Raw genomic sequence first — 25853 nt, 5'->3', positions numbered from 1 at the left:
TTCTACTAACAGTGTACAAAAATAAAAATTATAAAAAGAGAAACAGTGATGATTTTTACATAACTTTTACATATATACACAGTTCTTTACAATTGTAGTAAATCCTCTATAATGGATCCGTCTGTTTCGCCTAAGTGCAAACCGAGTAATCTTGCGATAGTCGGACCTTCATCAATAAGTCTCATATACGGGATTGTAACGCCACTTTGAATACCTTTTCCAGCAGCGATAAAAATTGTTTCATAGTTAGGCTTTGTTGGGGAGTAACCATGAGTTCCAAATGTATATTTTTTACTAGAAGTAACATCTTTTTTAGTAATTTCTTTTATAAAATCACCGGTATAATTTTCAGTGAAATAATACCCCTCTTGTGCTTCCAACATAAATAAACAATTACCATCTGCACCGGATTCTTTCACCGCTTCATCATGAAGTATAAATTCAATGCCATTTTGTTTATTTTGAAGCAGTTCTTCAAGAAGTAGTTGTACTTCCCGAATGGTATCCGTATCGTTTTTGTCTTTCACATATACATAGGCAGAACCGTCGCAACTTTGACAGTAGGCCTTCCAGTCTACTAATTTACCTTCTTTATTTAGAGATATAAGCTCTTTTTGATGGAATAGCACATTTAATTGAATTGATTTGTTTTCACTTAAAGCGCTATGATCACCAAGGGCAATAATTGTACTTTCTTCGTATATTCCACTTTCTTTTAATGCATGAATAATTTTTCCTAGACGTTCGTCGTGCCTATGGATAGCTGCTATTGTTTCGTTAGATTCAAAGCCATGATAGTGTCTTTGTGTGTCTAAATCAGTGAAATGCACAAACATGACATTAGGCCTTTTTGTAAGGATTGTATGTACAGCAGAAGCAAGAACGAAATCATCGAGTTCAGGTTGTGATAATCCATTTCGTATATGACCGAACCGTCGATTTAAATCTAATTGGTATAGCGGGCTACCGCTAAATAATGAAACTAAAATTTGATTTTGCCACGGTCTATTTGGAAAGATTTCCGGTAAATTGTAATCAATGTTTGCTCTTCCAGTAACAGGCCAAAGAAGGGCTGCTGTCGTTAAATTTGCTTTGCGTGCTTCATCATATAATGTTGTTCCTTTTATCGATTTTCGGTACCAATGCCAATCTGGTGATTCACGTCCTGGTTGAAGTAAAGTATTGCTAACAACACCATGTTTATTAGGGTAGTTTCCAGTAACGATTGTTGAGTGGCTTGGATATGTTACAGAAGGATAAATTGGTTCTACTTTTTCTACAACCGCGCCCTTTTTTATTAGAGATTGGAAGTTAGGTAATTTTTGTAGTATAGGAAAATCTAAAGCTGATAAACAGTCGAATGATAAAATAATGACACGATTAGTTAATGCTTTATCCATAAAGTAATCCTCCTAATTATATAAAACCTATTCTTATATATTACTATTAATACCTAGTAATAAAAATATGTTTCTGAATAAAATTTATTATTTATTTTCAGAAAAATTAAACATATAATAAGTATAAGGGATTGAATGAAAGGAGGGAATACTATGGACTGGCTAGATGGATTTGGTATTTTTTACATCATTGGTGGAATCACGATTCTCCTAGTATTTGCTATTTCATATTTACTAAAGAAACGTTTTCCAGACAAACAGTTTGATATTATATTTTCACTTAGTTTAGTACTTCTTTGTTTAGCTTTCTTTCCTGTAACAATGATAGCTATTGGTGGGTGGGAAGGAATGGGATATGGATTTATTTGTTTCTTCGTTCTACTTGGTACACTTATCGGTATGGTTGCACATCAACTTGTGAAAATCGTTCGAAAGAGCTACGTATAAAACTACAAAAAATGAAAAGAATATATAAAAATAAGAAAATTAGCTATTGTTTTAAAAAAGAATTTGTATTATGATAATCAACAAATTTATTTCGTTATAACGCTGAAAAAGGACTAGTACATGTCCAACCTTTTTTGCAGAGAGAGAATCCGTTTGGCTGAAAGATTCTTAAAGGGCGATATGGAACCTACCTTTGAGTTCTGCATATGCAGCGGGAAATTCCCGTTATCAAAAAGAGAGCATATACAATTTTTGTGTATGAATCAGGGTGGTAACGCCGGCAAAGCTCGGTCCCTATTTAGGGGCGCGGGCTTTTTTGTATTTTCTAAAAGGAGGAAGACTGACTATGGCAAAAGAACAAGTGCAAGCCATTACGAAGATGGAAGAGGACTTTGCACAGTGGTATACCGATATTGTAAAAAAAGCTGAACTTGTTGACTATTCAAGTGTAAAAGGGTGTATGATTCTGCGTCCGTACGGTTATGCCTTATGGGAGAATATGCAGAAAGTGATGGATGAAAAGTTAAAAGAAACTGGTCATGAGAATGTGTATATGCCAATGTTTATTCCAGAGAGTTTATTGCAAAAAGAGAAGGATCATGTTGAAGGATTTGCTCCTGAAGTAGCATGGGTTACGCATGGCGGGGATGAAAAGTTAGCGGAAAGACTTTGTGTACGTCCTACATCTGAAACTTTATTCTGTGAGCATTTCTCAAAGATTGTTCAATCATATAATGATTTACCAAAGTTATATAATCAGTGGTGTTCAGTAGTTCGTTGGGAAAAGACAACGAGACCATTCCTTCGTACAACTGAATTTTTATGGCAAGAAGGCCATACGATTCATGAAACGGCAGAAGAATCGCAAGCTGAAACGTTAAATATTTTAAATCTGTATGCCTCTTTCTGTGAGGAATACTTAGCGATACCAGTCATTAAAGGACAAAAAACAGAAAAAGAAAAGTTTGCGGGAGCGAAGGCAACTTATACAATTGAAAGTTTAATGCATGATGGAAAAGCACTTCAAACAGGAACATCTCATAACTTTGGAACGAATTTCTCTGAAGTATTTGATATTAAGTTTTTAGATCGTAACGGTAAGTGGCAATATGTACACCAAACTTCGTGGGGTGTATCAACGAGAATGATAGGTGGACTTATTATGGTCCATAGTGATAATAACGGACTTGTAATGCCGCCAAAAGTCGCTCCATTACAAGTTGTTATTGTACCTATTGCTCAGCATAAAGAAGGCGTGTTAGAAAAAGCAACAGAGTTACAAGGACGGATTCAGAAGGTTGCGCGTGTAAAAATAGATGCTAGCAATAAAACACCGGGCTGGAAATTTAATGAGTATGAAATGAAGGGAATTCCAATTCGATTAGAAGTGGGTCCAAAGGATATTGAAAAGAATCAAGTTGTACTTGTAAGAAGAGATACGAAAGAAAAAGAATGTATATCAATGGATCAATTAGAAGAACGCATTCCATCATTACTGGAGGAAATTCATCATTCTTTATTTAATAAAGCAAAAGTATTTCGCGATGAGAATACGTATAGTGTGACGAATTTCGAAGAGATGAAAAAAGCAGCTGATGAAAAGCAAGGGTTTATTAAGGCGATGTGGTGTGGAGAACTAGCTTGTGAAGAGAAATTAAAAGAAGAAGTTGGAGTATCTTCACGTTGTATGCCTTTTGAGCAAGAACATTTAGCTGACGAATGTATTTGCTGTAGTAAAGAAGCAAAGCACATGGTCTATTGGGGAAAAGCATATTAATACGCTTTCTGATAGATGCCAAAAGGACTTTGGGTTGCATAATAAACTGCAATCCAAAGCCCTTTTTAGTTTTATATTGGTTTCATGTATTTTTTAGATGGAAGGATGTTGGTCTTTATTTTGCATTTTTACGGCGAATAAACAATAACATACCAATTAGGAATGTTGAAAGTCCTATTAAAATAGATGCAGGATAATGTGCTGCAGTATTAGGTAACTTATCACCTTGTTTTGTCGCATTATCTTTTACGTTACCACCTTGTGAACTGCTATCCCCTTTAACTCGATTGCCATCTTGGGAGCCTTTTCCATCTTGCAAACTACTATCGCCCTTAACTCGATTGCCACCAGAACCGCTGTCACCAGAACCGCTACCGCCAGAACCGTTGCCACCAGAGCCGCTGCCACCAGAACCGCTACCGCCAGAACCGTTGCCACCAGAACCGCTGCCACCAGAACCGTTGCTACCAGAGCCGCTGCCACCAGAACCGCTACCGCCAGAACCGTTGCTATCAGAGCCGCTGCCACCAGAACCGTTGCTACCAGAGCCGCTGCCACCAGAATCGTTACCACCAGAACCGCTGCCATCAGAGCCGCTGCCACCAGAACCGTTGCTACCAGAGCCGCTGCCATCAGAGCCGCTGCCACCAGAACCGTTACCACCGGAACCATTGCCATCAGAACCGCTACCGCCAGAGCCACTGCCACCAGAACCGTTACCACCAGAACCGCTGCCATCAGAGCCGCTGCCACCAGAACCGTTACCACCAGAACCGTTACCACCGGAACCGTTACCACCAGAACCGTTGCCACCAGAACCACTGCCATCAGAACCGTTACCACCGGAACCATTGCCATCAGAACCGTTGCCACCAGAACCGTTGCCACCAGAACCACTGCCATCAGAACCGTTACCACCGGAACCATTGCCATCAGAACCGTTGCCACCAGAACCGTTACCACCGGAACCATTGCCATCAGAACCGTTGCCACCAGAACCGTTGCCATCAGAACCGTTGCTTCCTGGAGGTTTATTATTATCTTTTGAGTTTCCTTCTGCTAGATGATCACTGTTTTGTACAATAGCGTTTGTTGGAGAGAAGTTTTCCGTGGCTGCATTACCGATATTCAAGCCGCTAAAAAAAGATAAAGAAAGTGTTGATGCTAAAATGAAGATTTTCGTCATTGTTTTCCTCCTGAAAAATTAATATTCCATCTAAAATACATCCCTTTGTAATATTTCATAGGAGATATAGTTTTATGCAAAAAAACTATATAGATAAGATGTTCACAAATTTTTATGGTTATATTTAGATATTCAAAATAAATATTTCGGAATGATATGTTAAGATTAATAGTAAGAAGAATAAAAAGGGAGGGCTGAAGAATATAGGATTTCTTATATTCTTATAAAAAATTATGAAACAAACAACAAAACAAATAATAACAGGTACATTCCTAGCGACAGCAACATCTTTTATTTCGACGCATGCCTTTGCAGAAAGTGATAATTTAGCGACAGTAAATGCAACAAATTTAAATATACGTGAACAACCTACAACTCAAGGGAAAGTTATAGGAACAGTAAAAAAGGGAACAAATGTACAAGTTTTAAGTAAGGAAAAAGAATGGGCTAAAATTTCTCATGATGGAAAAGAGGGGTATGTCACATTACAATTTTTAGGATTTTCGAATGGAAATCCAAACGTTGAACAAAAACAACAATTAACGATTAATAATGGACAAAAAGAAGAGGGAATTGTTACGGCAACTCGTTTAAATGTACGTAATAGTCCAGCTCTAGGTAGTTCAATGATTGGCTATGTTCAAAAAAATGAAAAAGTAACGGTATTAGGAAAAGCGAACGGCTGGGCAAAGATTGAATATAAAGGAAAAGAGGGATATGTATCTTTAGAGTTTTTAAAATTTGGAGATGCAATTCAAACACCTGACACTTCTGGCCAAAAGCAACTGCAACCAACAATCAAAAATGGAGCACAAGAAGTAGGAACAATCAATGCAACAAGCTTACGAGTAAGAAGCGCAGCGAATACAAGTAGCTCGGTTTTAGGGAACCTAAAAAATGGTGAAAAAGTAACAGTACTAGGAAAAGCGAATGGTTGGGCAAAAATAAGCTATCAAGGAAAAGAAGGTTATGTATCGTTAGAGTTTGTGAAAATTGATGGCAACACAGAAGAGATAAAAAAGCCGGAACAACCGAAAACATCAGATGCAACGATTAAAAATGGAACGCAAGAAGTAGGAACGATCAATGCGACAAGTCTCCGAGTAAGAAGTGCAGCAAATACAAGTAGCTCAGTTCTAGGAAACTTAAAAAATGGTGAAAAAGTAACAGTACTAGGAAAAGCAAACGGCTGGGCGAAAATCAATTACCAAGGAAAAGAAGGGTATGTGTCGTTAGAGTTTGTGAAGTTAGAAGCAGGAAAACAAGAAGAAAAGCCAGCGGAAAACATTACGAATGGAACGCAAGAAGTAGGAACGATCAATGCGACAAGTCTCCGAGTAAGAAGTGCGGCGAATACAAGTTGCTCGGTTCTAGGAAACTTAAAAAATGGTGAAAAAGTAACAGTACTAGGAAAAGCAAACGGCTGGGCGAAAATCAATTACCAAGGAAAAGAAGGGTATGTGTCGTTAGAGTTTGTGAAGTTAGAAGCAGGAAAACAAGAAGAAAAGCCAGCGGAAAACATTACGAATGGAACGCAAGAAGTAGGAACGATTAATGCGACAAGCTTACGAGTAAGAAGTGCGGCAAATACGAGCAGCACCATTTTAGGAACCCTAAAAAATGGTGAAAAAGTAACAGTACTAGGAAAAGCAAATGGCTGGGCGAAAATCAATTACCAAGGAAAAGAAGGGTATGTGTCGTTAGAGTTTGTGAAGTTAGAAGCAGGAAAACAAGAAGAAAAGCCAGCGGAAAACATTACGAATGGAACGCAAGAAGTAGGAACGATCAATGCGACAAGTCTCCGAGTAAGAAGCGCGGCGAATACAAGTAGCTCGGTTCTAGGAAACTTAAAAAATGGTGAAAAAGTAACAGTACTAGGAAAAGCAAATGGCTGGGCGAAAATCAGCTATCAAGGAAAAGAAGGGTATGTGTCGTTAGAGTTTGTGAAGTTAGAAGCAGGAAAACAAGAAGAAAAGCCAGCGGAAAACATTACGAATGGAACGCAAGAAGTAGGAACGATTAATGCGACAAGTCTCCGAGTAAGAAGCGCGGCGAATACAAGTAGCTCAGTTCTAGGAAACTTAAAAAATGGTGAAAAAGTAACAGTACTAGGAAAAGCAAATGGCTGGGCGAAAATCAATTACCAAGGAAAAGAAGGGTATGTGTCGTTAGAGTATGTGAAGTTAGAAGCAGGAAAACAAGAAGAAAAGCCAGCGGAAAACATTACGAATGGAACGCAAGAAGTAGGAACGATTAATGCGACAAGCTTACGAGTAAGAAGTGCGGCAAATACGAGCAGCACCATTTTAGGAACCCTAAAAAATGGTGAAAAAGTAACAGTACTAGGAAAAGCAAACGGCTGGGCGAAAATCAATTACCAAGGAAAAGAAGGGTATGTGTCGTTAGAGTTTGTGAAGTTAGAAGCAGGAAAACAAGAAGAGAAGCCAGCGGAAAACATTACGAATGGAACGCAAGAAGTAGGAACGATTAATGCGACAAGCTTACGAGTAAGAAGTGCGGCAAATACGAGCAGCACCATTTTAGGAACCCTAAAAAATGGTGAAAAAGTAACAGTACTAGGAAAAGCAAATGGCTGGGCGAAAATCAATTACCAAGGAAAAGAAGGTTATGTGTCGTTAGAGTTTATAACGATTGGTAAAGATTCCATAGATCCAACAAACCCAACAAACCCTGGACAGGTAACAGAAGAACGAGCCGTTGTAAATGCGTCTTTATTAAATGTACGTAAAGGTCCATCAACAGGTGCGGCAGCTGTCGGTCATTTGAAAAATGGAGAGACTGTTACGATCATAGGAAAAGAAAATGGCTGGGCAAAAGTCCGTTTTAATGGCGGAGAGGGTTATGTTTCGTTACAGTTCTTAAAAGTTAAACAAGGTTCGTCTTCTTATGAAATTGTTACCTCATCACAAAAGGTTCAAAAACCAAATGAAGCGGAAGCAACACAAATTATGCAGAATATGAAAGAAGATGCTTATATTAAAAGTGACGGTAAAGTTGTAAATATGAAGCAAGGTTTCGTTCGTGCAAATGGTGTTATTAATATTTATGATATTACGACGGGTAAAAAGCTCACATATGTAAAGGGTGGAGCTGACCTGAAATTTGTAAAAGCTGTTGATGATCGTATTCATGTCCAAATTGATGGTATGACAGGTTATGTGAATATAAATGATGTTACATTACATCCGACAATGACTGGTGAGAAAACGTCGTATTATGCAACTAAAAATGGCAAGTTATATCATTATGTATACAATCCGGAAAATGGTAAACATGCAACGTATCAAATTGGTAATGCTCCGAAACATTTAAAAGAAGGAGAGCGTTACGAGGCTTTTGATAAGAAGCAAATTGGAGGACAAGATAGTTATCAATACTTTGAGTATATGCCACTTCGTGCAACATCTACTTATACAGGAGATGAAATTGATAATTTCTTACGTAAATCGAATGCAAAGAGTCCACTTATTGGATTAGGTAAATATTTTGTAAGTGCAGCAGAGAAATATAAGATGAATGCCGGTTACTTAGTGTCACATGCAATTTTAGAATCAGGATGGGGAACAAGTCGTATCGCGCAAGATAAGAAAAATTTATTTGGCTTTAGAGCGGTAGATTCAGATCCATATAATGGTGCAACTGGATTCAAAACATGGGAAGAGGGTATTGATTTTTGTGCGGCATATATAGATAAGCATTACTTAAATCCAAGTGGAAATACATATAATGGTGGAAACTTAGGAGATAAGGCACAAGGAATGAACGTCATGTATGCAAGTGATGAAAATTGGGGACAGCAAATTGCCTCGCTTATGTATAGAATTGATGCAATGAATGGAAGTAAAGATTTAAATAAATATCGACTTGGAACGTTAACGGCAGGTTCTCCGATATTCAAAAGTATGGCTGAAGCTCAGACTGGAATGACATCTCGCAACATTATGGTAGCCATTAAGAAAACAGTTAATACACCACAAGGATCGTATTATGAAATTGTTTCAGATAATAAAGAATACAACAGTGTCTACGTAAAAGCTGGATCTGTAAATCTTGTGAACTCTTATTAAAGGAAAACATCATCATTTCAATGCAGAAAAGTGAAGTTCATAATGTTAGAGGAAGTGACAGTGTGAAAAAATATATCGCATTTGATATTGGTGGTACACAGATTAAATATGGGATTATTTCAAAATCTGGGATATTACTAAATCACGAAACTACATTAACAGAGGCCCATTTAGGTGGGGAACAAATCGTTCAAAAGATTATTAGCTTGGCGGAGCAATTAATGAATGAACATGTTGTTTCTGGAATCGGTATTAGTACAGCCGGAATTATAGATATTCATAGAGGAATCATAACTGGCGGCGTGGATCATATTCCACGCTATGCTGGTATTCCTATTATTGATAGATTACAAGCTGTATTAAAAGTTCCTATATCCATTGAAAATGATGTCAATTGTGCTTTGTTTGGAGAGATGTGGCAAGGTGTTGGAAGAAATGAAAATAATTGCATTATGCTTACCCTTGGAACGGGAATAGGGGGAGCTATTGTTATTAATAAAAAACTGTACAGAGGTCATTCATTTAGTGCTGGTGAATGGGGCAATATGTTGATCGAAGGGAAACAATTTGAAGAGGTTGCCTCGATTTCAGGGTTAATTTCTCTTGTGCGGAAGTATAAAGGTAGCGGGAATTGGAACGGTGAAAAAATTTTTGAATTATATGATCAGAAGGATAAAGAAGTTATACATGCCGTTCAAATATTCTTTAAACATTTAGCCATTGGAATTAGTAATCTTGCTTATATCTTCAATCCAAAAGTAATTATTATTGGTGGAGGGATTACTAATAGAGGTAATCGATTTTTAGAAGAAGTAAAGGAAGAGGTACGAAAATATTTAAATCCTGAGATTTATAGTAATTGCGAGATTAAAATCGCACAAAATCGTAATCACGCAGGAATGATTGGTTCGATTTACCACTTCTTACATCAATATAAATAAATGATATAGGTGTTTTCATATAATTGAGAATTTATTCTTTTTCTCAATAGATAAATAATGCTACAATATAAGAGAAGAATACAATATTTTCCGATTAGGGAAATGCTTTGTAGAAAGGAAGAAACTTCATGCCTATTATTTTAGAAAAAGGACAAAAGATCGATTTAACGAAAGGACAACCGAGAGTAGCAAAACTACAGGTTGGCTTAGGCTGGGATCCAATTGGGCAATCAGGTGGGTTTCTGTCTTCATTATTTGGAAGTAAACCAAATGTAGATTGTGATGCATCAGTTGTTATGTTAGAAGGAGAGCGTTTTTTAAATAAAAATGATTTAGTTTACTTTGGAAACAAACTTTCTACTTGTGGTAGTATTATTCATTCAGGAGATAATTTAACAGGTGAAGGCGCTGGTGACGACGAAACAATTTTCGTAGAATTACATAAAGTTCCGAGCCGTATTAATCGTTTAGTATTCGTTGTAAATATTTATGACTGTGTAAATCGTCGTCAAGATTTTGGGATGATTCGTAATGCATATATTCGTATTCAAAACCCGCAAACAGGTGAAGAATTAGCACGTTATAACTTGTCAGATAACTATGCTGGCAAAACGACTCTAATTGCAGGAGAAATGTACCGACACGGAAGTGAGTGGAAGTTTTCAGCGGTTGGAGAAGGAACACAAGATAAAAATTTAAGTGAAATTGTATCACGTTATCAATAAAATAAACCGAGGAGGAATTGTATATGGCATCAATTTCATTGAAAAAGGGACAAAAGGTAGATTTAACAAAAACGAATCCAGGTCTTTCAAAAGTTCTTGTAGGACTTGGTTGGGATACGAATCGTTATGACGGACAAAACGATTTCGATTTAGATGTTAGTATTTTCTTAGTAGGTGCGAATGGTAAAGTTTCAGGCGCAGAGGATTTCGTCTTCTACAATAATCCAAAAGGTGCGAATGGTGCTGTAGAGCATTTAGGAGATAACCGCACAGGCGAAGGTGAAGGCGATGACGAATCAATTAAAGTAGATTTGAAAAATGTTCCTGCTCACATCGAACGTATTTGTTTCACAATTACAATTTATGATGGAGAAGGCCGTAGCCAAAACTTTGGACAAGTTTCTAACGCTTTCGTACGTATTCTAGATGAAGAGAAAAATGCAGAATTAATTCGTTACGATTTAGGAGAAGACTTCTCTATTGAAACAGCGGTAGTAGTGGGTGAATTATACCGTCATGCAGGTGAATGGAAGTTTAATGCAATTGGAAGTGGATTCCAAGGTGGATTAGGTTCTCTATGTAATAACTTTGGTTTAGATGTAGAGTAATAGATTTATATATCCATCGGTGAAACGCATGTTTACTGATGGATATATTTTTAAAGATTAAAATATAGAGGTGAATATAAATGGTTATTCAGTTACAAAAAGGACAGAAGATCGATTTAGGTAAGACAAGCCCTGGTTTAACAAAAGCGGTAATTGGTCTTGGGTGGGATATTAAATCTTATGATGGTGGATCTGATTTCGATTTAGATGCATCGGCATTTCTATTAGATGCGAACGGAAAATGTACGAAGGAAACTGATTTTATTTTCTATAACAATTTACAGTCTCCTTGTGAATCTGTTCTGCATACAGGAGATAACCGTACAGGTGAAGGTGAAGGCGATGATGAGCAACTTGTTGTCGATTTGAAGAAAGTTCCAGCAGATGTACATAAAATTGCAATCACAGTTACAATTTATGATGGTGAAGGCCGTAATCAAAACTTTGGACAAGTCGGAAACGCATTCGTTCGTTTAGCGAATGAGGAAACAAACGAAGAAGTTCTTCGTTTTGATTTAGGGGAAGATTTCTCCATTGAAACAGCAGTTGTCTTTTGTGAATTATACCGTCATAATGGACAGTGGAAGTTTAATGCAGTAGGAAGCGGTTTCCAAGGTGGATTAGGTGCGCTTGTAAGAGCGTATGGCTTGGATGCATAAGAAGGGAAACGACATTCGTTTCCTTTTTTTGACCTTTCTATAAATCTAGCAAAGAATAGGGGATAAAGGTAAGATGAGCATTTTGCAAGAAATCATTAATACGTATGCTCAGTTTTTCGACTTAGATATGTGGATTAAAGTGTTGCAAGATCCAGTATCTTGGGGATTAATTGGTACACTTGTTGTACTTGAAGGGTTACTATCTGCTGATAACGCACTTGTGTTAGCGGTAATGGTAAAACATCTTCCGGAAGAGAAACGTAAAAAAGCATTATTCTACGGACTTATTGGAGCTTATGTGTTCCGCTTTATTGCGATTGGAATTGGAATGTTCTTAATTAAATTATGGTGGGTAAAACTTCTTGGTGCGCTTTACCTTGCTTGGTTATCAGTGAAATACTTTATTGATAAGCGTAAAGGTGCAAGTGAAGAAGAGGAAGCTCATGGTATGAATCAAAATAGTATTCTCTTTAGAATGTTCGGTGTCTTCTGGGGAACGGTTGCGATGGTTGAATTAATGGATATCGCGTTCTCTGTAGATAGCGTACTTGCTGCATTTGGTGTATCAAATGAAGTTTGGATTTTACTATTAGGCGGAATGCTCGGTATTTTAATGATGCGTGGTATTGCTGGCGTATTTTTAAAATTGTTAGAGCGTATTCCAGAATTAGAAACAACAGCGTATATTTTAATTCTAATTATTGCAGCGAAAATGTTATTGTCTCTAATTGATATTCACATTAGTCATACACTGTTCTTTATTATTTTACTTGTAGCATTTGGAGCAACATTTATAATTCACTACATGAAGAATTCTGGACAGGCTAAAGAAGAAGTTGCAGCTACTAAAAATAATCATAAATAGTTGAAATGGGTTTGCTCGTTATGCGAGCGCCCATTTTTTATAACTAAAAATAGTTTATAATAGAAGAGAGACTTTATAAAAACGTAAATGTTTTTGGAGGTGAACTGTTGTGTTTTCACGTTTTACACTTCAACCATGTGCATTAAAAGAAGAATCAGATTTAAAACAATTTGAAGCGCTTTTAGAAAAACGCCCACAATATGAACTGACAGAGAATGAAATGAAATTTAGTTATATAGCAACGCGTATTCTTGGTGTTCCTAATGATGTAGATGAATATTTCAATGATTTATTTGATTATAGTGAAGCAAAAGGGATTGAGGTTTTGCATGAACAAAATTTAAATAAGGTGATTGATTCCGAAAAACTGCGTCATATTCAAGAAGTTTTTGCGTTACATCAAGAAGCACCAAATGGACTTACAGTAAATAGGCTTGTAGCCCATTTGTCTGGAAAGCAACTATTACCGCAAGTAGACAATCCTGATTTGCAACATTATATACATACGACGTTTATTTCTGTATTGAAATTGTATGAGAAACAACATAATCAATCTTTAAAGACAGAAGGATTCCGTCGTTTCTTAATCGATATGATTAAGTTAAGTGAGAATTATGTAACGAAGTGGTTTTCTACGATTAATTATAAGAAACAAATGCCGCGTATCATTTGGTATGGTGATGCACAGGAAAGTCGTATATATTTCTTATACTTTCTTATTATGCTCGGCTGTGATGTACTTTATTATCACCCGGAAGGAAAAGATGGCTTTGAGAATATCGATGAAGCGGGAAGAACTTTTGTTGTGTCTCATTCAAGCCGTATTTCTCTTGAACCATTTCCCGATCGTCGTCGCGAACGCGTCGCAACAGTAGCGTACCAAGCTTCAAAGGAAATTGAGCAAGTACTTCACCATGATAATTCACTACTGTATAAGCCGTGGCAATTCCGTTCGTATACACCTGTAGCACGTACATTAAAAACGACATATGATGAACTCTTTTTAATTACGAAAGAAAAGTCGTTTGTACGCCCAACATTCTTTGTTGAAAATAAACACATTTATATCCCTTCTTTATTTGCAAAAATATCAGGCGTTTCAAAGAATGATAAAGAATATTTTCAACGATTAAAGGCAGTTACATCATTCGATAACAGTTTATTAATTAATGCATTCCCGTTTACGAAAGAACAAAAAGCGAATTTCCAATATCATTACCGAGATGCATTGGACCGCGGAGGAAAGTTACACCCGGATTTAATTATGAATAGCCATTGGTGGCCGCATAAGCGTTTACCGGAAGGTTTACAGCATGGTATTGCAGAGGCAATCATCCATACGTGTGAAAGTGAAATGTGTAAACCAGTTGGGAAAGAGACGAAACAAGAGGTAGCACTATATGTTTTCGCGCAGCTCTCTCAAATACCACCGAATATTTTAGAACAGCTTGAGAAATTTGATTATTCACAAGATGTACCGAAAATCGTTATATTTAATAATGAGAAGAGTGGAGAATTAACTCGTTCCGATGCTGTTTTACTACTATTTTTAAATCAAATTGGAGTAGATGTATTCCATTTCAATCCAACGGGGAGAAACGATATTGAACCGTATATTGAAGCAGGCGCATTTGATTCACATTGGCTTGAGGAAGTTAATTTTGATCTTGAGTTTCATGGTTCATCAGCCTATAAAAATTTATCACAAACAATAAAAGGACTATTTCGTCCATTTTTATAAGGAAAGGGAGAATACAATATGAATAACCCAGTCGTACTAGATTCAAAAACAGAATTAAATGAGCAAACCGCACAAGATGTCCGTTTACAACTTAGACAAGATGCGGAAGTACAACGTATTTATAATGCGGTAGATATTAAAGATCAGTTAGAATTAATCGAGCTTGGAAAAGAACCGTCTATGGAAATTTCACGTTTCGCTGATCAAATTTTACATACAATGTCTTTATCAAAAATAGAAGACTCTGGTGAATTATTAAAACAGCTTGGTAAAATTATGGACAGGTTTGATAGTAAAGATTTTGCGGAAGAGAAAAGTGGTTTCTTCTCACGCATGTTCAAAAAAGCAGATAAAATGATTGAACAAATCTTTAGTAAGTATCAGACAATGGGTCGCGAAATGGATAAAGTATACGTAGAAATTACGAAGTATCAAGATGAAATGAAAAAATCAATTGGTACGTTAGATGGCTTGTATGAGCAAAACTTAAAGTATTATTTAGATTTAGAAAAGTACGTAGTGGCAGGAGAAATGTTATTAGAGCGTTTAAATACAGAGTTAGTTCCGATGTATGAAGAGCGCGTACGTAATAATGATCAACTAGCAGGTATTGAATTAGAATCACTTAAAAACTCTGTTGAAATTTTAGAGCAACGTATTGATGATTTAGAAAAGGCACGTATGGTTGCTCTACTTACAGCACCACAAATTCGTATGATTCAACGTGGTAACAATAAATTAATCGGTAAGATTAATACAGCATTTATTACAACGATTCCTATCTTTAAAAATGGTATTATTCAAGCGGTAAATGCGAAACGTCAAAAGCTTGTTGCAGATTCTATGGCTGAACTTGATCGTCGTACAAATGAGTTACTGAAGAAAAATGCACAAAATATCGCAACGCAAAGTGTGGAAGTAGCGAGATTATCAGGTTCTTCTAGTATTAAGATGGAAACACTTGAAGAAACTTGGAACATTATTTCAAGAGGTATGCAAGAAACACAACAAATTGAAGAGCAAAATAAACGTGAGCGTGAAGAAAGTCGTAAGCGCATGGCTACACTAACAGAAAACATCAAAAAAGAATTACAAGGATAAAGTGAAACTTTAATCAGTGGGTTTTTGTTCATCCTCACTGATTATTAACCTTCACCAATTGGGCGTTTATGGGCAGTTGATCTCCCACCTCAAGCTGAATTTTGAGGTGGGAGTTTTACTACCCGGAAAATAGTGGGATAAAGAAAAGGCAATGAGGAACAGTCCTCATTGCCTTTTAGTTTCTCTTAACTAATTTAATGATTTCATTCACAACGAGCGGAATGATACTTAACAAGAGAACAAATCCCCAATCGCGTAATGTTAATGCATGTACACCGAATATATTCGCTAGAGGAGGGATGGAGATGATACATACTTGCATAAGAACACCAATAAGAAGTGAGAAGACTAAGTATTTATTTGTAAATATCCCAATTGAGAAAATCGATTTCGTTCTTGAACGCAAGTTAAATGAATGAACGAGCTGAGAAAAACTAAGAACGACAAATGCCATCGTTTGAGCATGTAATAGAGCATCTTCATCAATTTGCTCTGGGAAAAGTGGAAATAAGTTTGTATCTCCAGCATAGAGTTTCGCCCCAACGATAAAGGCTGCTAACGTTAAAAATCCAATTACAACACCATTGAAAATAAGAAAAGGGACGCTCCCGCTAAATAGACTTTCTTTCGCACGTCGTGGTTTTTCTTTCATCACATCTGAATCTTCAGGATCAACACCGAGTGACAATGCAGGAAGTGTGTCGGTAATTAAATTAACCCACAAAATGTGGATTGGGCGTAATGGTGTCGCCCAGCCAAGTAAAATAGCTAAAAATAAAGCGATAATTTCTCCGAAGTTACAAGAGAGTAGGAAGAGAATCGATTTTTTTATGTTACGGTAAATATTTCTGCCTTCTTCAACGGCTTTAACGATAGATGAGAAGTTATCGTCTGTTAAAACGACATCTGCTGCGCCTTTTGCAACATCTGTCCCTGTAATGCCCATTGCTACGCCAACATCTGCTTGTTTTAAAGATGGAGCATCATTGACGCCATCACCAGTCATAGAAACGATATTTCCTTTCGCACGTAATGCTTTTACAATCTTCACTTTATGTTCTGGAGAGACCCTAGCGAATACATGTAAGTGATTAATTTTGTTTGCTAGTTCTGTATCTGAAATGTTATCTAGTTCAGTTCCAATCATAATTTCAGATTTTTCTTCAGCAATACCAAGTTCTTTAGCAATTGCAAAGGCGGTATCCTTATGATCACCAGTAATCATAACTGTACGAATACCAGCTTTTTTACACTCTGTAATGGAATCTTTTACTTCTGTGCGTGGTGGATCAATCATACCGACAAGACCGATAAAGATGAGATTTTCTTCGAGATGATTTATATCCACATCGTTCGGATTATATTGTTTAAATGCGAATGAAAGTACTCTTAAAGCTTCTTGAGACATTGCCCCGGCAGCTTCTAATATTTGATTTTTATCAGAATTTGTGAAGACCTCAACTTTGTCATTTATAAAGATATGGGTGCAGTGAGGTAAAAGTTTATCAATAGCACCTTTCGTCATACTATAGTAGCTTCCATCGTATGTATGCACTGTTGACATCATTTTACGATCAGAATCAAAAGGTAGCTCGTTAACACGTTCATGTTTATTTTCTAAATGATCTTTTTGCATGTTAAAAGTGCTTCCAGCAACGAGAAGGGCAATTTCAGTAGGGTCCCCAGTTTGGGATTCACTACTATAAGACGCATCATTACATAACACCATATTTTCTAACAATAGACGGTGTACATCATTATTTACATTCAAATTTTCTAACTGAGCGTATGTGTTATCACTATAAAAGTGAGTAACGGTCATTTTATTTTGCGTTAATGTACCTGTTTTATCTGAACAAATAATTGTGACAGACCCGAGAGCTTCAACAGCTGGTAGTTTACGAATGATAACGTTTTGTTTAATCATACGCTGCACGCCAATTGCAAGAACGATGGAAACGATAGCTGGTAGTCCTTCAGGAATAGCCGCTACAGCTAAACTAATTGCAGTCATAAACATTTCTAACGTATCGCGTCCTTGTAAAAAACCGATGAGAAACATAATAGCGCAAATGGTTACAGCGACAAAGCCTAAATATTTTCCTACTTGTGCTAAGCTTTTTTGAAGTGGTGTCATATCATCATCTGATTCATGTAAAAGGGTAGCAATCTTACCAATTTGTGAGTTCATACCAGTTTCAACAGCAACACCAACGCCACGTCCGTATGTTACTAGCGTCGACATAAAGGCCATGTTTTTTTGATCGCCCAGTGGCACTTGTTCATCAGTTTGCATAGAAGGATGATAAAGTGCATCCTTATCAACAGGGACGGACTCACCAGTTAGAGCAGATTCTTCAACTTTTAAATTTGCTGTTTCGATAAGTCGTAAATCACATGGTATATAACGTCCAGCATCGAGCATGACGATATCACCTGGAACGACTTGTTCAGATGGAATTTCTTTTAGTTCGCCGTCTCGTTTTACGATAGCTTTAGGTGTTGCCATTTTTTTTAGTGCTTCCAAAGCTTGCTCAGCCTTTGACTCTTGGATGACACCAATAACTGCATTTAATATGACAACGAGCGCGATAATGCTTGCATCTGCCCATTCACCTACAAAGGCAGAAATAAGGGCAGCTATAAGAAGAACATATACGAGGACGTCATTAATTTGGGAAAAAATCCGCTGCCATAAAGTACGTTTTTGTTTTACTATTAATTCATTTGAACCAAATTGTTTTAAGCGTTCATTTACACCGTCAGCGGTTAAACCACTTTGTTCATTTGTTTTAAGATCCGTTAATATTTGATCTTTCGTCTTACTGTACCATTTGCTCATAAGTAAGCACCTCCAGTAAAAACAGTTAGCAATGGTAGTGTTGCTATTATTTGTGAGTAGTATGTACGGAGAAAAAATCTAAGATGAGCTTCTACTTCTATTGTACAATATTTTACAGTTGGTTGAGGGAAAGAGAAGAGTTGTCATGAATTTGTTGGAAATAAAAAAGAGCCTCATATAAGAGAGGCTTTTTTACTTTTTAATTAATGTACCTAATTCTTCTGTAATAGCTTGCATTTCACTAATGCTGAATGTTTCACGTTTCATAACATGCTCATAGATGTCACGTAAGTCCTCGTACATTTCTTCGTTAAAGCTAGCAGCTCTCATCGCTCCAGCATTAACCATACGTAATTTTTCTTTAATAGCTTCGACCATATATTCAACGTTTTCTTCTGACTTTACGGATAAATCCACCGAAGTGTCCCCCTTTAAAATAACATAAGGCTATCTTAACATTTTTTTATCATTTTCGTTAATGAATCTTTTCAATCCTATTAAATTAGTAGGGATTTCCTTTATATTTAATAATTGGTTGTTTATACTATAAGTATATATTAAGAAATGCACCAAGAAAGGAAGAAACAAAAATATGGTTCAAGTATTATTTGTTTGTCTTGGGAACATTTGCCGTTCTCCAATGGCAGAAGCGATTTTTCGAGATCTTGTCGTAAAAGAGGGACTTGAAGAGAAAATTGTCATTGATTCTGCAGGAACTGGAGATTGGCACATTGGTCATCCGCCACATAAAGGAACACAAAAAATTTTAAAAGAAAATGAAGTCGTTTTTGAAGGAATTAAAGCAAGGCAAGTAGAAAAAGAAGACTTAACAAAGTTTGATTATATTATTGCCATGGACAACAAGAATATAGCAGATTTAAAAAGTTTAGGTAAAACTGGAGGCTATATTGGTAGGCTGTCCGACTTTGTTCCAGACGGTGGCTGGACAGACGTTCCTGACCCTTACTATACAGGGAACTTTCAAGAAGTGTATGACCTTGTAACAGAAGGGTGTGTAAAGCTATTAGCTTTCATTCGAAATGAACAAGGAATATGAGGAAGCTTAGAAAGAAATACTTTCTAACATAAGAAATGAAAGGGTGAAGGAATATGGCAAAGAAAAATAATATTGCTCGAAACATTGCGCTTGGTGTAGCGGCAGGTGTAGCTGTATCCATGTTAAAGAAAGAAAACCGTGAAAAGGTAAAAAACACTGCTGAAAAAGCAAAAACAAAGATGATTGAAATTGGTGAAAATGCAAAGATTAAAGAAAAAGTGCAAACTGTTACAGATAAAGGACGCGAACTTGCTGATTTCAATGTAGTGAAAGCGAAAGTAGCAGAAATTAAAAAATTGACGCCGTCAGTTGTAGAGACGTTAAAAGAAACGAAAGAAATTTTTAGTAAGAAAAAAATTGAGCGAGAAGAAAAGCCAGAAACGATTGAAATTCAAGCTGTATCTCCAAAGGTAGATGAGCTTAAAGCAGAAGAAGAGCCAGTAGTTGCTGAAGATGGTGGTATGAAAGAAGCACGTGAATTATTTATGAAAGACTCACATGCAGAGGAAAAAAAAACTGAAGCGTACATTGAGTTAAAGCAAGATAAAGAAGAGAAGAAAAGCGTTTAAACATATATGAGAAAAATTTTAGAAAAGGTAAGAAGAAATCGCACTTATTCGTTCGGTAAAGATTTATACGATCGGACGATGCGTGATGATGTAGCGGGCTTGGCAGCACAGCTCGCTTATTTCTTCTTACTTGCTATTTTTCCTGGGCTTGTTTTCTTAATTACGCTTCTTGGATTTATTGACCTTCAAACAGAAAGTGTGCTCAATTTATTAGAACCGTACGTACCTGAAGATGCAATGTACTTAATTGAAGTAAACGTAGATAAAGTTGTAAATGAGCAAAATGGTGGTTTATTATCATTTGGTTTACTGTCGATGCTATGGTTTGCTTCAAATGGAGTGAATGCGGTTATGAATGCTTTTAACCGTGCGTATGATGTAACCGAAACACGTTCCTTTATTAAAACAAGAGCTTTATCAATTGTGTTTACATTAGCCATCATTTTTATGATTGTGTTTGCTCTAATTGTCCCAGTGTTCGGACAAGTGATTGGGGCAGCGGTATTTAAAGCAATTGGTTTATCGGATAGTTTTTCTTACGTATGGAGTATTACACGATTAGTAGCGAGTTTCTTCGTACTATTTGCCTTGTTTAGTTTTTTATATACATTTGCACCAGATCGAAAGTTAAAAAGAAGAGAAGTCATTTCAGGAGCAATATTTGCTACTGTAGGGTGGATTGTGGTATCGTACTCATTTGCTTATTATGTAGATAAGTTTGCGAATTACGCCAATACATATGGTGGTCTCGGTGGAATTATTATTTTAATGTTATGGTTTTACTTAACTGGATGGGTAATTTTACTTGGCGGTGAAATTAATGGTCTACTCCATCACTATAGAACGGGTGACAATAATTCCCGTAATGAATAATGAGCTCTTGTTCCATAATAAAAAGGAACAGGGGGGATATTTCATGAGTAATAATAAAAAGAATCACAATAATAAAAACAACAATAAACAAAAGAGCAGTTCGCATCCGAAGCATAAAACAAGTAGTAGTGCGAACGGGCATAATAGCTACCATTAAAAAAAGCGGGTCCTCTATGAGGGACCCGTTTTTATTTGTTTCCTTTTAATAATCGTAACCCGTTTAAAATGACAAGAATTGTACTTCCCTCATGCCCAATAACACCAAATGGAAGAGCTAAAAATTGCAAGAAGTTTGAACAGATTAGCAGTGCAATTACAGCTAGAGAAAATACTACATTTTGCTTTACAATACGGTTCATTCGTTTTGATAAACGGATGGCTTGGGAAAGTCGAGACAATTCGTTCTTCATAAGTACAACGTCTGCAGTTTCTAAAGCTACGTCTGTTCCTTCACCCATTGCAACACCAATGCTAGCAGTAGCGAGCGCGGGTGCATCATTTATACCATCTCCGACCATTGCTACTGTACCGTATTTTTCTTTTAACTTTTTAATCGTTTCAACTTTTGTTTCTGGTAAACAGGATGCATAATATTCTTTTATATTGCTTTCAGCAGCAATGGCTTTTGCGGTTTCTTCATTATCGCCAGTAATCATGATTGCTTCCACACCAATGCTTTGTAAATCGCAAATAGCAGCAATGGTTTCTTGGCGGAGTGTATCTTTTAAAGCGATAAGTCCAAGAATACCATCTTCATCACTTATATAAACGACAGTTTTCCCTTCTTTTTCAAGGGAGGTAGAAATACCATTATGAAATGTCTTTGTTTCTTCCCCGATAAAATCAGCTTTACCAATTTTATAAGCTTTATTTTCTAATGTTCCTTTTAATCCAAAACCAGTTACATCTTCAACGTTTTCGGGTTTTTTTATCGAAATATCATAAGCATGTTTTGCATATTTAACAATGGATTCAGCTAAAGGATGTGTAGAGTGACTTTCAATTGATGCTGTAATAGAAAGTACTTCACTTTCTGCTATACCTTCTCGAACATATACATCTGTTACAGTAGGTCTTCCTTGTGTTAATGTTCCTGTTTTATCAAAGGCAATCGCCTTTACTGAAGCTAGACGTTCTAAATGAATGCCGCCTTTAAAGAGAATACCGTTTCTCGCTCCGTTAGAAATTGCAGATAAAGTTGCGGGTGTAATAGCTGCAACTAGTGCACAAGGAGAAGCGACTACAAGTAAAATCATAGCGCGATAAAATGTTTCATTCCAACTCCAATCCAGTAAGAAGTGAGGAACGAACATCATAAGCGCAACAACGAGTAGTACACCTTTTACGTATGTTCCTTCAAATTTTTCGATGAATAGTTGTGATGGTGATTTTTCACTTTGTGCACTTTGAACGAGACGAATAATCTTTTGGAATAATGTTTGATCGCTCGGCTTTGTAATTGTAATTTCAATAGCACCACGTAAATTCACAGTTCCAGCAAACACTTCATCGCCGAATTTTTTCTCATTCGGAATAGGTTCTCCTGTAATAGCAGCTTCATCAATATTTGTTTCACCATTATGAATTGTGCCATCAGCAGGAACACGTTCACCGGGTTTAATTAAAATAATGTCGTTAATTTGTAATTCTCCAACAGGAACACGTTCCTCGGTTCCATTTGAAATACGTAATGCTTCTTCAGGCTGTAAATCAAGAAGTGCTGAAATTTCTTTTTGACTTTTACTTAACGTATAAGATTCCATTGCACCACTTAGCGCAAAGATGAAGATTAAAATAGCACCCTCTGCCCAATAGCCAATCATGGCAGCACCGATAGCAGCAAAGAGCATGAGCATTTCAACATTTAGCTCTTTCTCTTCAATTGTGTCTGTAATGCCTTCTTTCGCTTTTGCAAATCCTCCAATTACATAAGCGAGGATATAGAAAGTAATGCCTACACTTATCGCCTCATTTTTTGTGAATAACCAGCCAGCTAAAATGAAAATACCAGATAAGATTGCAAATATAAGTTCATAGTGCTTTTTTAGTGTTTGAATCCAAGATGGATTAGGTACATTCTGTTTTGATGGTAATGTTTTTACTTCCGAGTTCATTATTACTCGCCCCTTTCAAATTCTTATTGAGAAAAAGAATCAAAATCGAAACCCCTATAAAACGACGAAAGCTGCCATCCGTAACGGATAGCAGCATTTCTGTTAAATCTGATTTTAATAGTTATTATGTTGTAATTATTCTATAGTATAGCATATGTTTTTGAGAGATGATATGTTTTTGTTTCAAGTATAAACCGAAAACTTGTGTTTTTACAGTTCCTTTGGTATATATGAATATTGTTCATAAAAAGATCGGAAAGGAAGACAACAAGTGAAGACAGAGAAATTTTTTACTCATCCGATTGGTGTATTTATTGCTGCGATAGTAGCAACCTTTTTATGGGGAAGCGCATTTCCCTTTATTAAATTAAGCTATGCTGAACTTGGGATTCGGCCACAAGAAGTCGGAGAACAAATATTATTTGCTGGTTATCGCTTTTTCTTATCTGGTGTAATGCTCTTATTATTTTTTAAAGCGCTAGGAAAAGATATGCAGTTCAAAAAAGGAACAGGGAAGCAGTTAGTTCAAATTGGTTTGTTCCAAACTTTTCTTCAATATATATGTTTTTATATTGGAATGAGTTATAGCTCAGGAATTGAAGGAGCGATTATTTCAGGAACATCATCATTCTTTCAAATTTTACTCGCACACTTTTTATATAAAGATGATGCTCTCAATATGAGAAAAATAATGGGCGTATCAATCGGATTTTGTGGTGTCATTTTAGTGAATGTACCGAGTGATGGAAGTTTATCATTCCATTTTGGAATAGGTAGCTTATTACTTCTTGGGGCAGCGATGATGTATTCGTATGGAAATATACTAGCAAAAGAGGGTAGTAAAACGTTAGATGTTGGGTATATGACAGCATACCAAATGATTTTTGGATCAGTTGGGTTACTATGTATAGGTGCATTACAAGTTGGAGCGATGCCATTTACTTTTAACCTATATACGATATTTATGCTCATATATTTATCGTTCTTATCGGCAGCGGGATTTTGTATATGGAATACAATTATGAAGTATAACAAAGTAGGAAAAGTCTCGATGTATATGTTCTTCATACCTGTCTTTGGTGTGTTATTATCGAGCATGATTTTAGGAGAAGCAATTCATTCATTTGTATTATTCGGTCTAGCATGTGTAGCAGCGGGAATCATTGTCGTAAATCGTACCCCGGCTAAGCAGAAAATGGAGCAAAAAAAACAAGTAGCGTAGAGAACAAAAAAGCGATTAAAATGGAAGAACAGTATTGTTCTTCTTTTTTTATGTAGAAAAAGGAGAACAGACTATATATAACGAAAAAAGATACATTAAAGCATTTATTGAGGAGAACATATTATGAATGTACTTTACATTGTGTTAATTGGACAAATAATTATTTTTTTAACAGGAGCAATTTATGCAATAGGACAGACAAAAAGAACAAGAGAAAATATGCCGTTACCTTTAGCAGTTCGTCTTATTCTTAGTTTTTCTTTAACAGGTAGTGCGATTTGGATATGGCTACAAGATCCATCGATAGAGTATAGCAGCTGGGTTGCACTAGGAATGACTTTATCGACTTTAGGAGATTTATTTATGGCAGGTCTGATTCCCTTTGGCCATCGATTAATTGGAGGGATGGTTACTTTTGCTCTTGCCCATTGTTTTTATGTAAAAGCATTTTTGCAAACAGGTATTTCATGGAATGGTTTTTGGATTGGTTTACTCATATACGGACTCTTTCTAATTATAGGGTGGTTCTTTTTTATCCGAAATGAAAAACAGGACAAACTGTTTACGATAGGAGCCCTAATTTACGGCTTGTGGGTTGGGGGAATGGCTTGCTTTGCATTCGCCTTATACTATGAGAATACAGGAATATGGTGGATACCAGCGCTTGGTGGTTTGCTGTTTGTGATTTCTGATTTTATTATTGGTGTGACAGATATTGGTGGCCGCAAGCTGAAGTATGAACCACTTTGGATTTGGTTTACATATGTCGCTGCTCAGATGTGTATTGTATATGTAGGACTATAAAAAGATGCTCTCAAAAATAGTAGATAGACTATTTTGAGAGTATCTTTTTCTTTGATATTCTAATATATTTGTTTAATTAGTTTTAGTATTTGTTAAGTGTAAAATTCATAGGAAAATTTCTGCTTAATAAATATAAAATATGATATATCAAAATAATAAACTTGTAAGGAATAGTGTTTTAAAATTTTTAATATTATAATTATATAATTTAGAATTTTATGGAAAACAACTATCTGAAGTATTTATAATATAAATAAAAAGACAATGAGATGGTGGAATGATGCAAAAGAAAAAACGTTTGCGTGAGTTCTTTGGAATAATTGCAAGTGCATGTTTATTAGCGTTTTTGGCAAAAATCTTTTTGTTTTTCCCTACAACTGTAAAAGGAGCATCTATGAAGCCAACGTTACAAGATGGGGATAAGATAATTGTTAATAAGTTGGCAAAGCAATTTGAAAGTTATGGTAGAGAAGACATTATTGTTGTGAAGACGGATAATTTTTATGTGAAAAGAGTGATTGGGTTACCGGGTGATGTAATTGAGATGAGAAATGACCAATTATATGTGAATCATGAGGTGAAAAATGAGGAGTATTTGCATAGTAATAAAGAACAAGCTGAAAAAAAACTGATGAATTTAACAGAGGATTTTGGACCTATTACAATTCCTAAAAATAAGATTTTTGTTATGGGAGATAATCGCTTAATAAGTAGGGATAGTAGAAATGGTTTAGGACTTATTGATAGAGCAGATGTATTAGGAAAGTTAGCAGCAATTTATTATCCATTTGAACATGTGAAAATAATAAATTAAAGTAAAAAACCAAGCAAATT

The 25853-nt window shown here is 36.2% G+C and carries 21 protein-coding genes and 1 other annotated feature; of the genes, 16 read left to right on the top strand and 5 right to left on the bottom strand.

Annotated elements, in window-relative coordinates; genetic code table 11:
- Positions 1 to 86: 86 nt before the first annotated feature.
- A complete protein-coding gene (locus tag ACS2MN_RS23210) occupies positions 87 to 1400 on the bottom strand; it encodes an alkaline phosphatase family protein (RefSeq protein WP_000356453.1) in 1314 nt (437 codons plus the stop codon).
- 153 nt (positions 1401 to 1553) lie between these two features.
- Here ACS2MN_RS23210 and ACS2MN_RS23205 point away from each other — a divergent pair, with 153 nt between their 5' ends.
- Positions 1554 to 1847, top strand: coding sequence for a YesK-like family protein (locus tag ACS2MN_RS23205; protein WP_000383863.1), 294 nt, complete (start codon positions 1554 to 1556; stop codon positions 1845 to 1847).
- Positions 1848 to 1940: 93 nt separating this feature from the next.
- Positions 1941 to 2146: a binding site (T-box leader), on the top strand.
- 47 nt (positions 2147 to 2193) lie between these two features.
- Positions 2194 to 3624 carry a proline--tRNA ligase gene (gene proS, locus ACS2MN_RS23200; RefSeq protein WP_346994887.1) on the top strand — a complete coding sequence of 477 codons (1431 nt, stop codon included), beginning with the start codon at positions 2194 to 2196 and terminating at the stop codon, positions 3622 to 3624.
- A 115-nt stretch (positions 3625 to 3739) separates the two neighbouring features.
- On the opposite strand, the gene ACS2MN_RS23195 is transcribed toward proS, so the two are convergent.
- Positions 3740 to 4810: an LPXTG cell wall anchor domain-containing protein gene (locus ACS2MN_RS23195; protein ID WP_438894777.1), complete on the bottom strand. Its 1071-nt coding sequence runs from the start codon at positions 4808 to 4810 to the stop codon at positions 3740 to 3742.
- A gap of 233 nt (positions 4811 to 5043) precedes the next feature.
- Here ACS2MN_RS23195 and ACS2MN_RS23190 point away from each other — a divergent pair, with 233 nt between their 5' ends.
- The 8 genes from ACS2MN_RS23190 to ACS2MN_RS23155 all read left to right on the top strand — a co-directional run bounded on the left by ACS2MN_RS23190 (position 5044) and on the right by ACS2MN_RS23155 (position 15538).
- Positions 5044 to 8898, top strand: coding sequence for an SH3 domain-containing protein (locus tag ACS2MN_RS23190; RefSeq protein ID WP_438894776.1), 3855 nt, complete (start codon positions 5044 to 5046; stop codon positions 8896 to 8898).
- Between the two features lie 62 nt (positions 8899 to 8960).
- Positions 8961 to 9839 carry an ROK family protein gene (locus ACS2MN_RS23185; RefSeq protein WP_346994994.1) on the top strand — a complete coding sequence of 293 codons (879 nt, stop codon included), beginning with the start codon at positions 8961 to 8963 and terminating at the stop codon, positions 9837 to 9839.
- A gap of 128 nt (positions 9840 to 9967) precedes the next feature.
- Positions 9968 to 10564, top strand: coding sequence for a TerD family protein (locus ACS2MN_RS23180; protein ID WP_001121599.1), 597 nt, complete (start codon positions 9968 to 9970; stop codon positions 10562 to 10564).
- Between the two features lie 23 nt (positions 10565 to 10587).
- On the top strand, positions 10588 to 11172 hold the full coding sequence (locus tag ACS2MN_RS23175) for a TerD family protein (RefSeq protein ID WP_000146728.1): 585 nt from the start codon (positions 10588 to 10590) through the stop codon (positions 11170 to 11172).
- An 80-nt stretch (positions 11173 to 11252) separates the two neighbouring features.
- On the top strand, positions 11253 to 11831 hold the full coding sequence (locus ACS2MN_RS23170; protein ID WP_000236645.1) for a TerD family protein: 579 nt from the start codon (positions 11253 to 11255) through the stop codon (positions 11829 to 11831).
- Positions 11832 to 11904: 73 nt separating this feature from the next.
- The gene (locus ACS2MN_RS23165) at positions 11905 to 12696 is read left to right on the top strand and encodes a TerC family protein (protein ID WP_000025680.1); all 792 of its coding nucleotides are present in this window, start codon (positions 11905 to 11907) and stop codon (positions 12694 to 12696) included.
- Between the two features lie 109 nt (positions 12697 to 12805).
- Positions 12806 to 14437, top strand: coding sequence for a YceG family protein (locus ACS2MN_RS23160; protein ID WP_346994995.1), 1632 nt, complete (start codon positions 12806 to 12808; stop codon positions 14435 to 14437).
- Positions 14438 to 14455: 18 nt separating this feature from the next.
- The gene (locus ACS2MN_RS23155) at positions 14456 to 15538 is read left to right on the top strand and encodes a toxic anion resistance protein (protein WP_001064417.1); all 1083 of its coding nucleotides are present in this window, start codon (positions 14456 to 14458) and stop codon (positions 15536 to 15538) included.
- A 175-nt stretch (positions 15539 to 15713) separates the two neighbouring features.
- Here ACS2MN_RS23155 and ACS2MN_RS23150 read toward each other — a convergent pair whose 3' ends face one another.
- Both ACS2MN_RS23150 and ACS2MN_RS23145 read right to left on the bottom strand, forming a co-directional pair.
- Positions 15714 to 18380 carry a cation-translocating P-type ATPase gene (locus tag ACS2MN_RS23150; protein WP_000049584.1) on the bottom strand — a complete coding sequence of 889 codons (2667 nt, stop codon included), beginning with the start codon at positions 18378 to 18380 and terminating at the stop codon, positions 15714 to 15716.
- A 192-nt stretch (positions 18381 to 18572) separates the two neighbouring features.
- Positions 18573 to 18797 (bottom strand): DUF1128 domain-containing protein, encoded by a 225-nt coding sequence (locus ACS2MN_RS23145; RefSeq protein WP_000366197.1) that lies wholly within the window; start codon positions 18795 to 18797, stop codon positions 18573 to 18575.
- Between the two features lie 175 nt (positions 18798 to 18972).
- Here ACS2MN_RS23145 and ACS2MN_RS23140 point away from each other — a divergent pair, with 175 nt between their 5' ends.
- The 3 genes from ACS2MN_RS23140 to ACS2MN_RS23130 are packed head-to-tail and all read left to right on the top strand — an operon-like array spanning position 18973 to position 20879.
- Positions 18973 to 19437, top strand: coding sequence for a low molecular weight protein-tyrosine-phosphatase (locus tag ACS2MN_RS23140; protein ID WP_000250905.1), 465 nt, complete (start codon positions 18973 to 18975; stop codon positions 19435 to 19437).
- A gap of 53 nt (positions 19438 to 19490) precedes the next feature.
- The gene (locus ACS2MN_RS23135) at positions 19491 to 20006 is read left to right on the top strand and encodes a DUF4075 domain-containing protein (RefSeq protein ID WP_001085404.1); all 516 of its coding nucleotides are present in this window, start codon (positions 19491 to 19493) and stop codon (positions 20004 to 20006) included.
- Positions 20007 to 20012: 6 nt separating this feature from the next.
- On the top strand, positions 20013 to 20879 hold the full coding sequence (locus ACS2MN_RS23130) for a YihY/virulence factor BrkB family protein (RefSeq protein WP_001226534.1): 867 nt from the start codon (positions 20013 to 20015) through the stop codon (positions 20877 to 20879).
- 188 nt (positions 20880 to 21067) lie between these two features.
- On the opposite strand, the gene ACS2MN_RS23125 is transcribed toward ACS2MN_RS23130, so the two are convergent.
- The gene (locus ACS2MN_RS23125) at positions 21068 to 22993 is read right to left on the bottom strand and encodes a heavy metal translocating P-type ATPase (RefSeq protein ID WP_001083764.1); all 1926 of its coding nucleotides are present in this window, start codon (positions 22991 to 22993) and stop codon (positions 21068 to 21070) included.
- A 271-nt stretch (positions 22994 to 23264) separates the two neighbouring features.
- Here ACS2MN_RS23125 and ACS2MN_RS23120 point away from each other — a divergent pair, with 271 nt between their 5' ends.
- The 3 genes from ACS2MN_RS23120 to lepB all read left to right on the top strand — a co-directional run bounded on the left by ACS2MN_RS23120 (position 23265) and on the right by lepB (position 25833).
- Positions 23265 to 24215 (top strand): DMT family transporter, encoded by a 951-nt coding sequence (locus ACS2MN_RS23120; RefSeq protein ID WP_087948840.1) that lies wholly within the window; start codon positions 23265 to 23267, stop codon positions 24213 to 24215.
- 123 nt (positions 24216 to 24338) lie between these two features.
- A complete protein-coding gene (locus ACS2MN_RS23115; protein WP_001102000.1) occupies positions 24339 to 25019 on the top strand; it encodes a lysoplasmalogenase in 681 nt (226 codons plus the stop codon).
- Between the two features lie 277 nt (positions 25020 to 25296).
- Positions 25297 to 25833 (top strand): signal peptidase I, encoded by a 537-nt coding sequence (lepB, locus tag ACS2MN_RS23110; RefSeq protein ID WP_088055817.1) that lies wholly within the window; start codon positions 25297 to 25299, stop codon positions 25831 to 25833.
- Positions 25834 to 25853: the final 20 nt, after the last annotated feature.

It is taken from the genome of Bacillus cereus group sp. BceL062 (genome assembly GCF_051780025.1).
In the GTDB taxonomy this organism is placed as follows: domain Bacteria; phylum Bacillota; class Bacilli; order Bacillales; family Bacillaceae_G; genus Bacillus_A; species Bacillus_A toyonensis.
The sequence above is the reverse complement of the archived record's forward strand: the minus strand, read 5'-3'. Positions and strand labels throughout refer to the sequence as shown.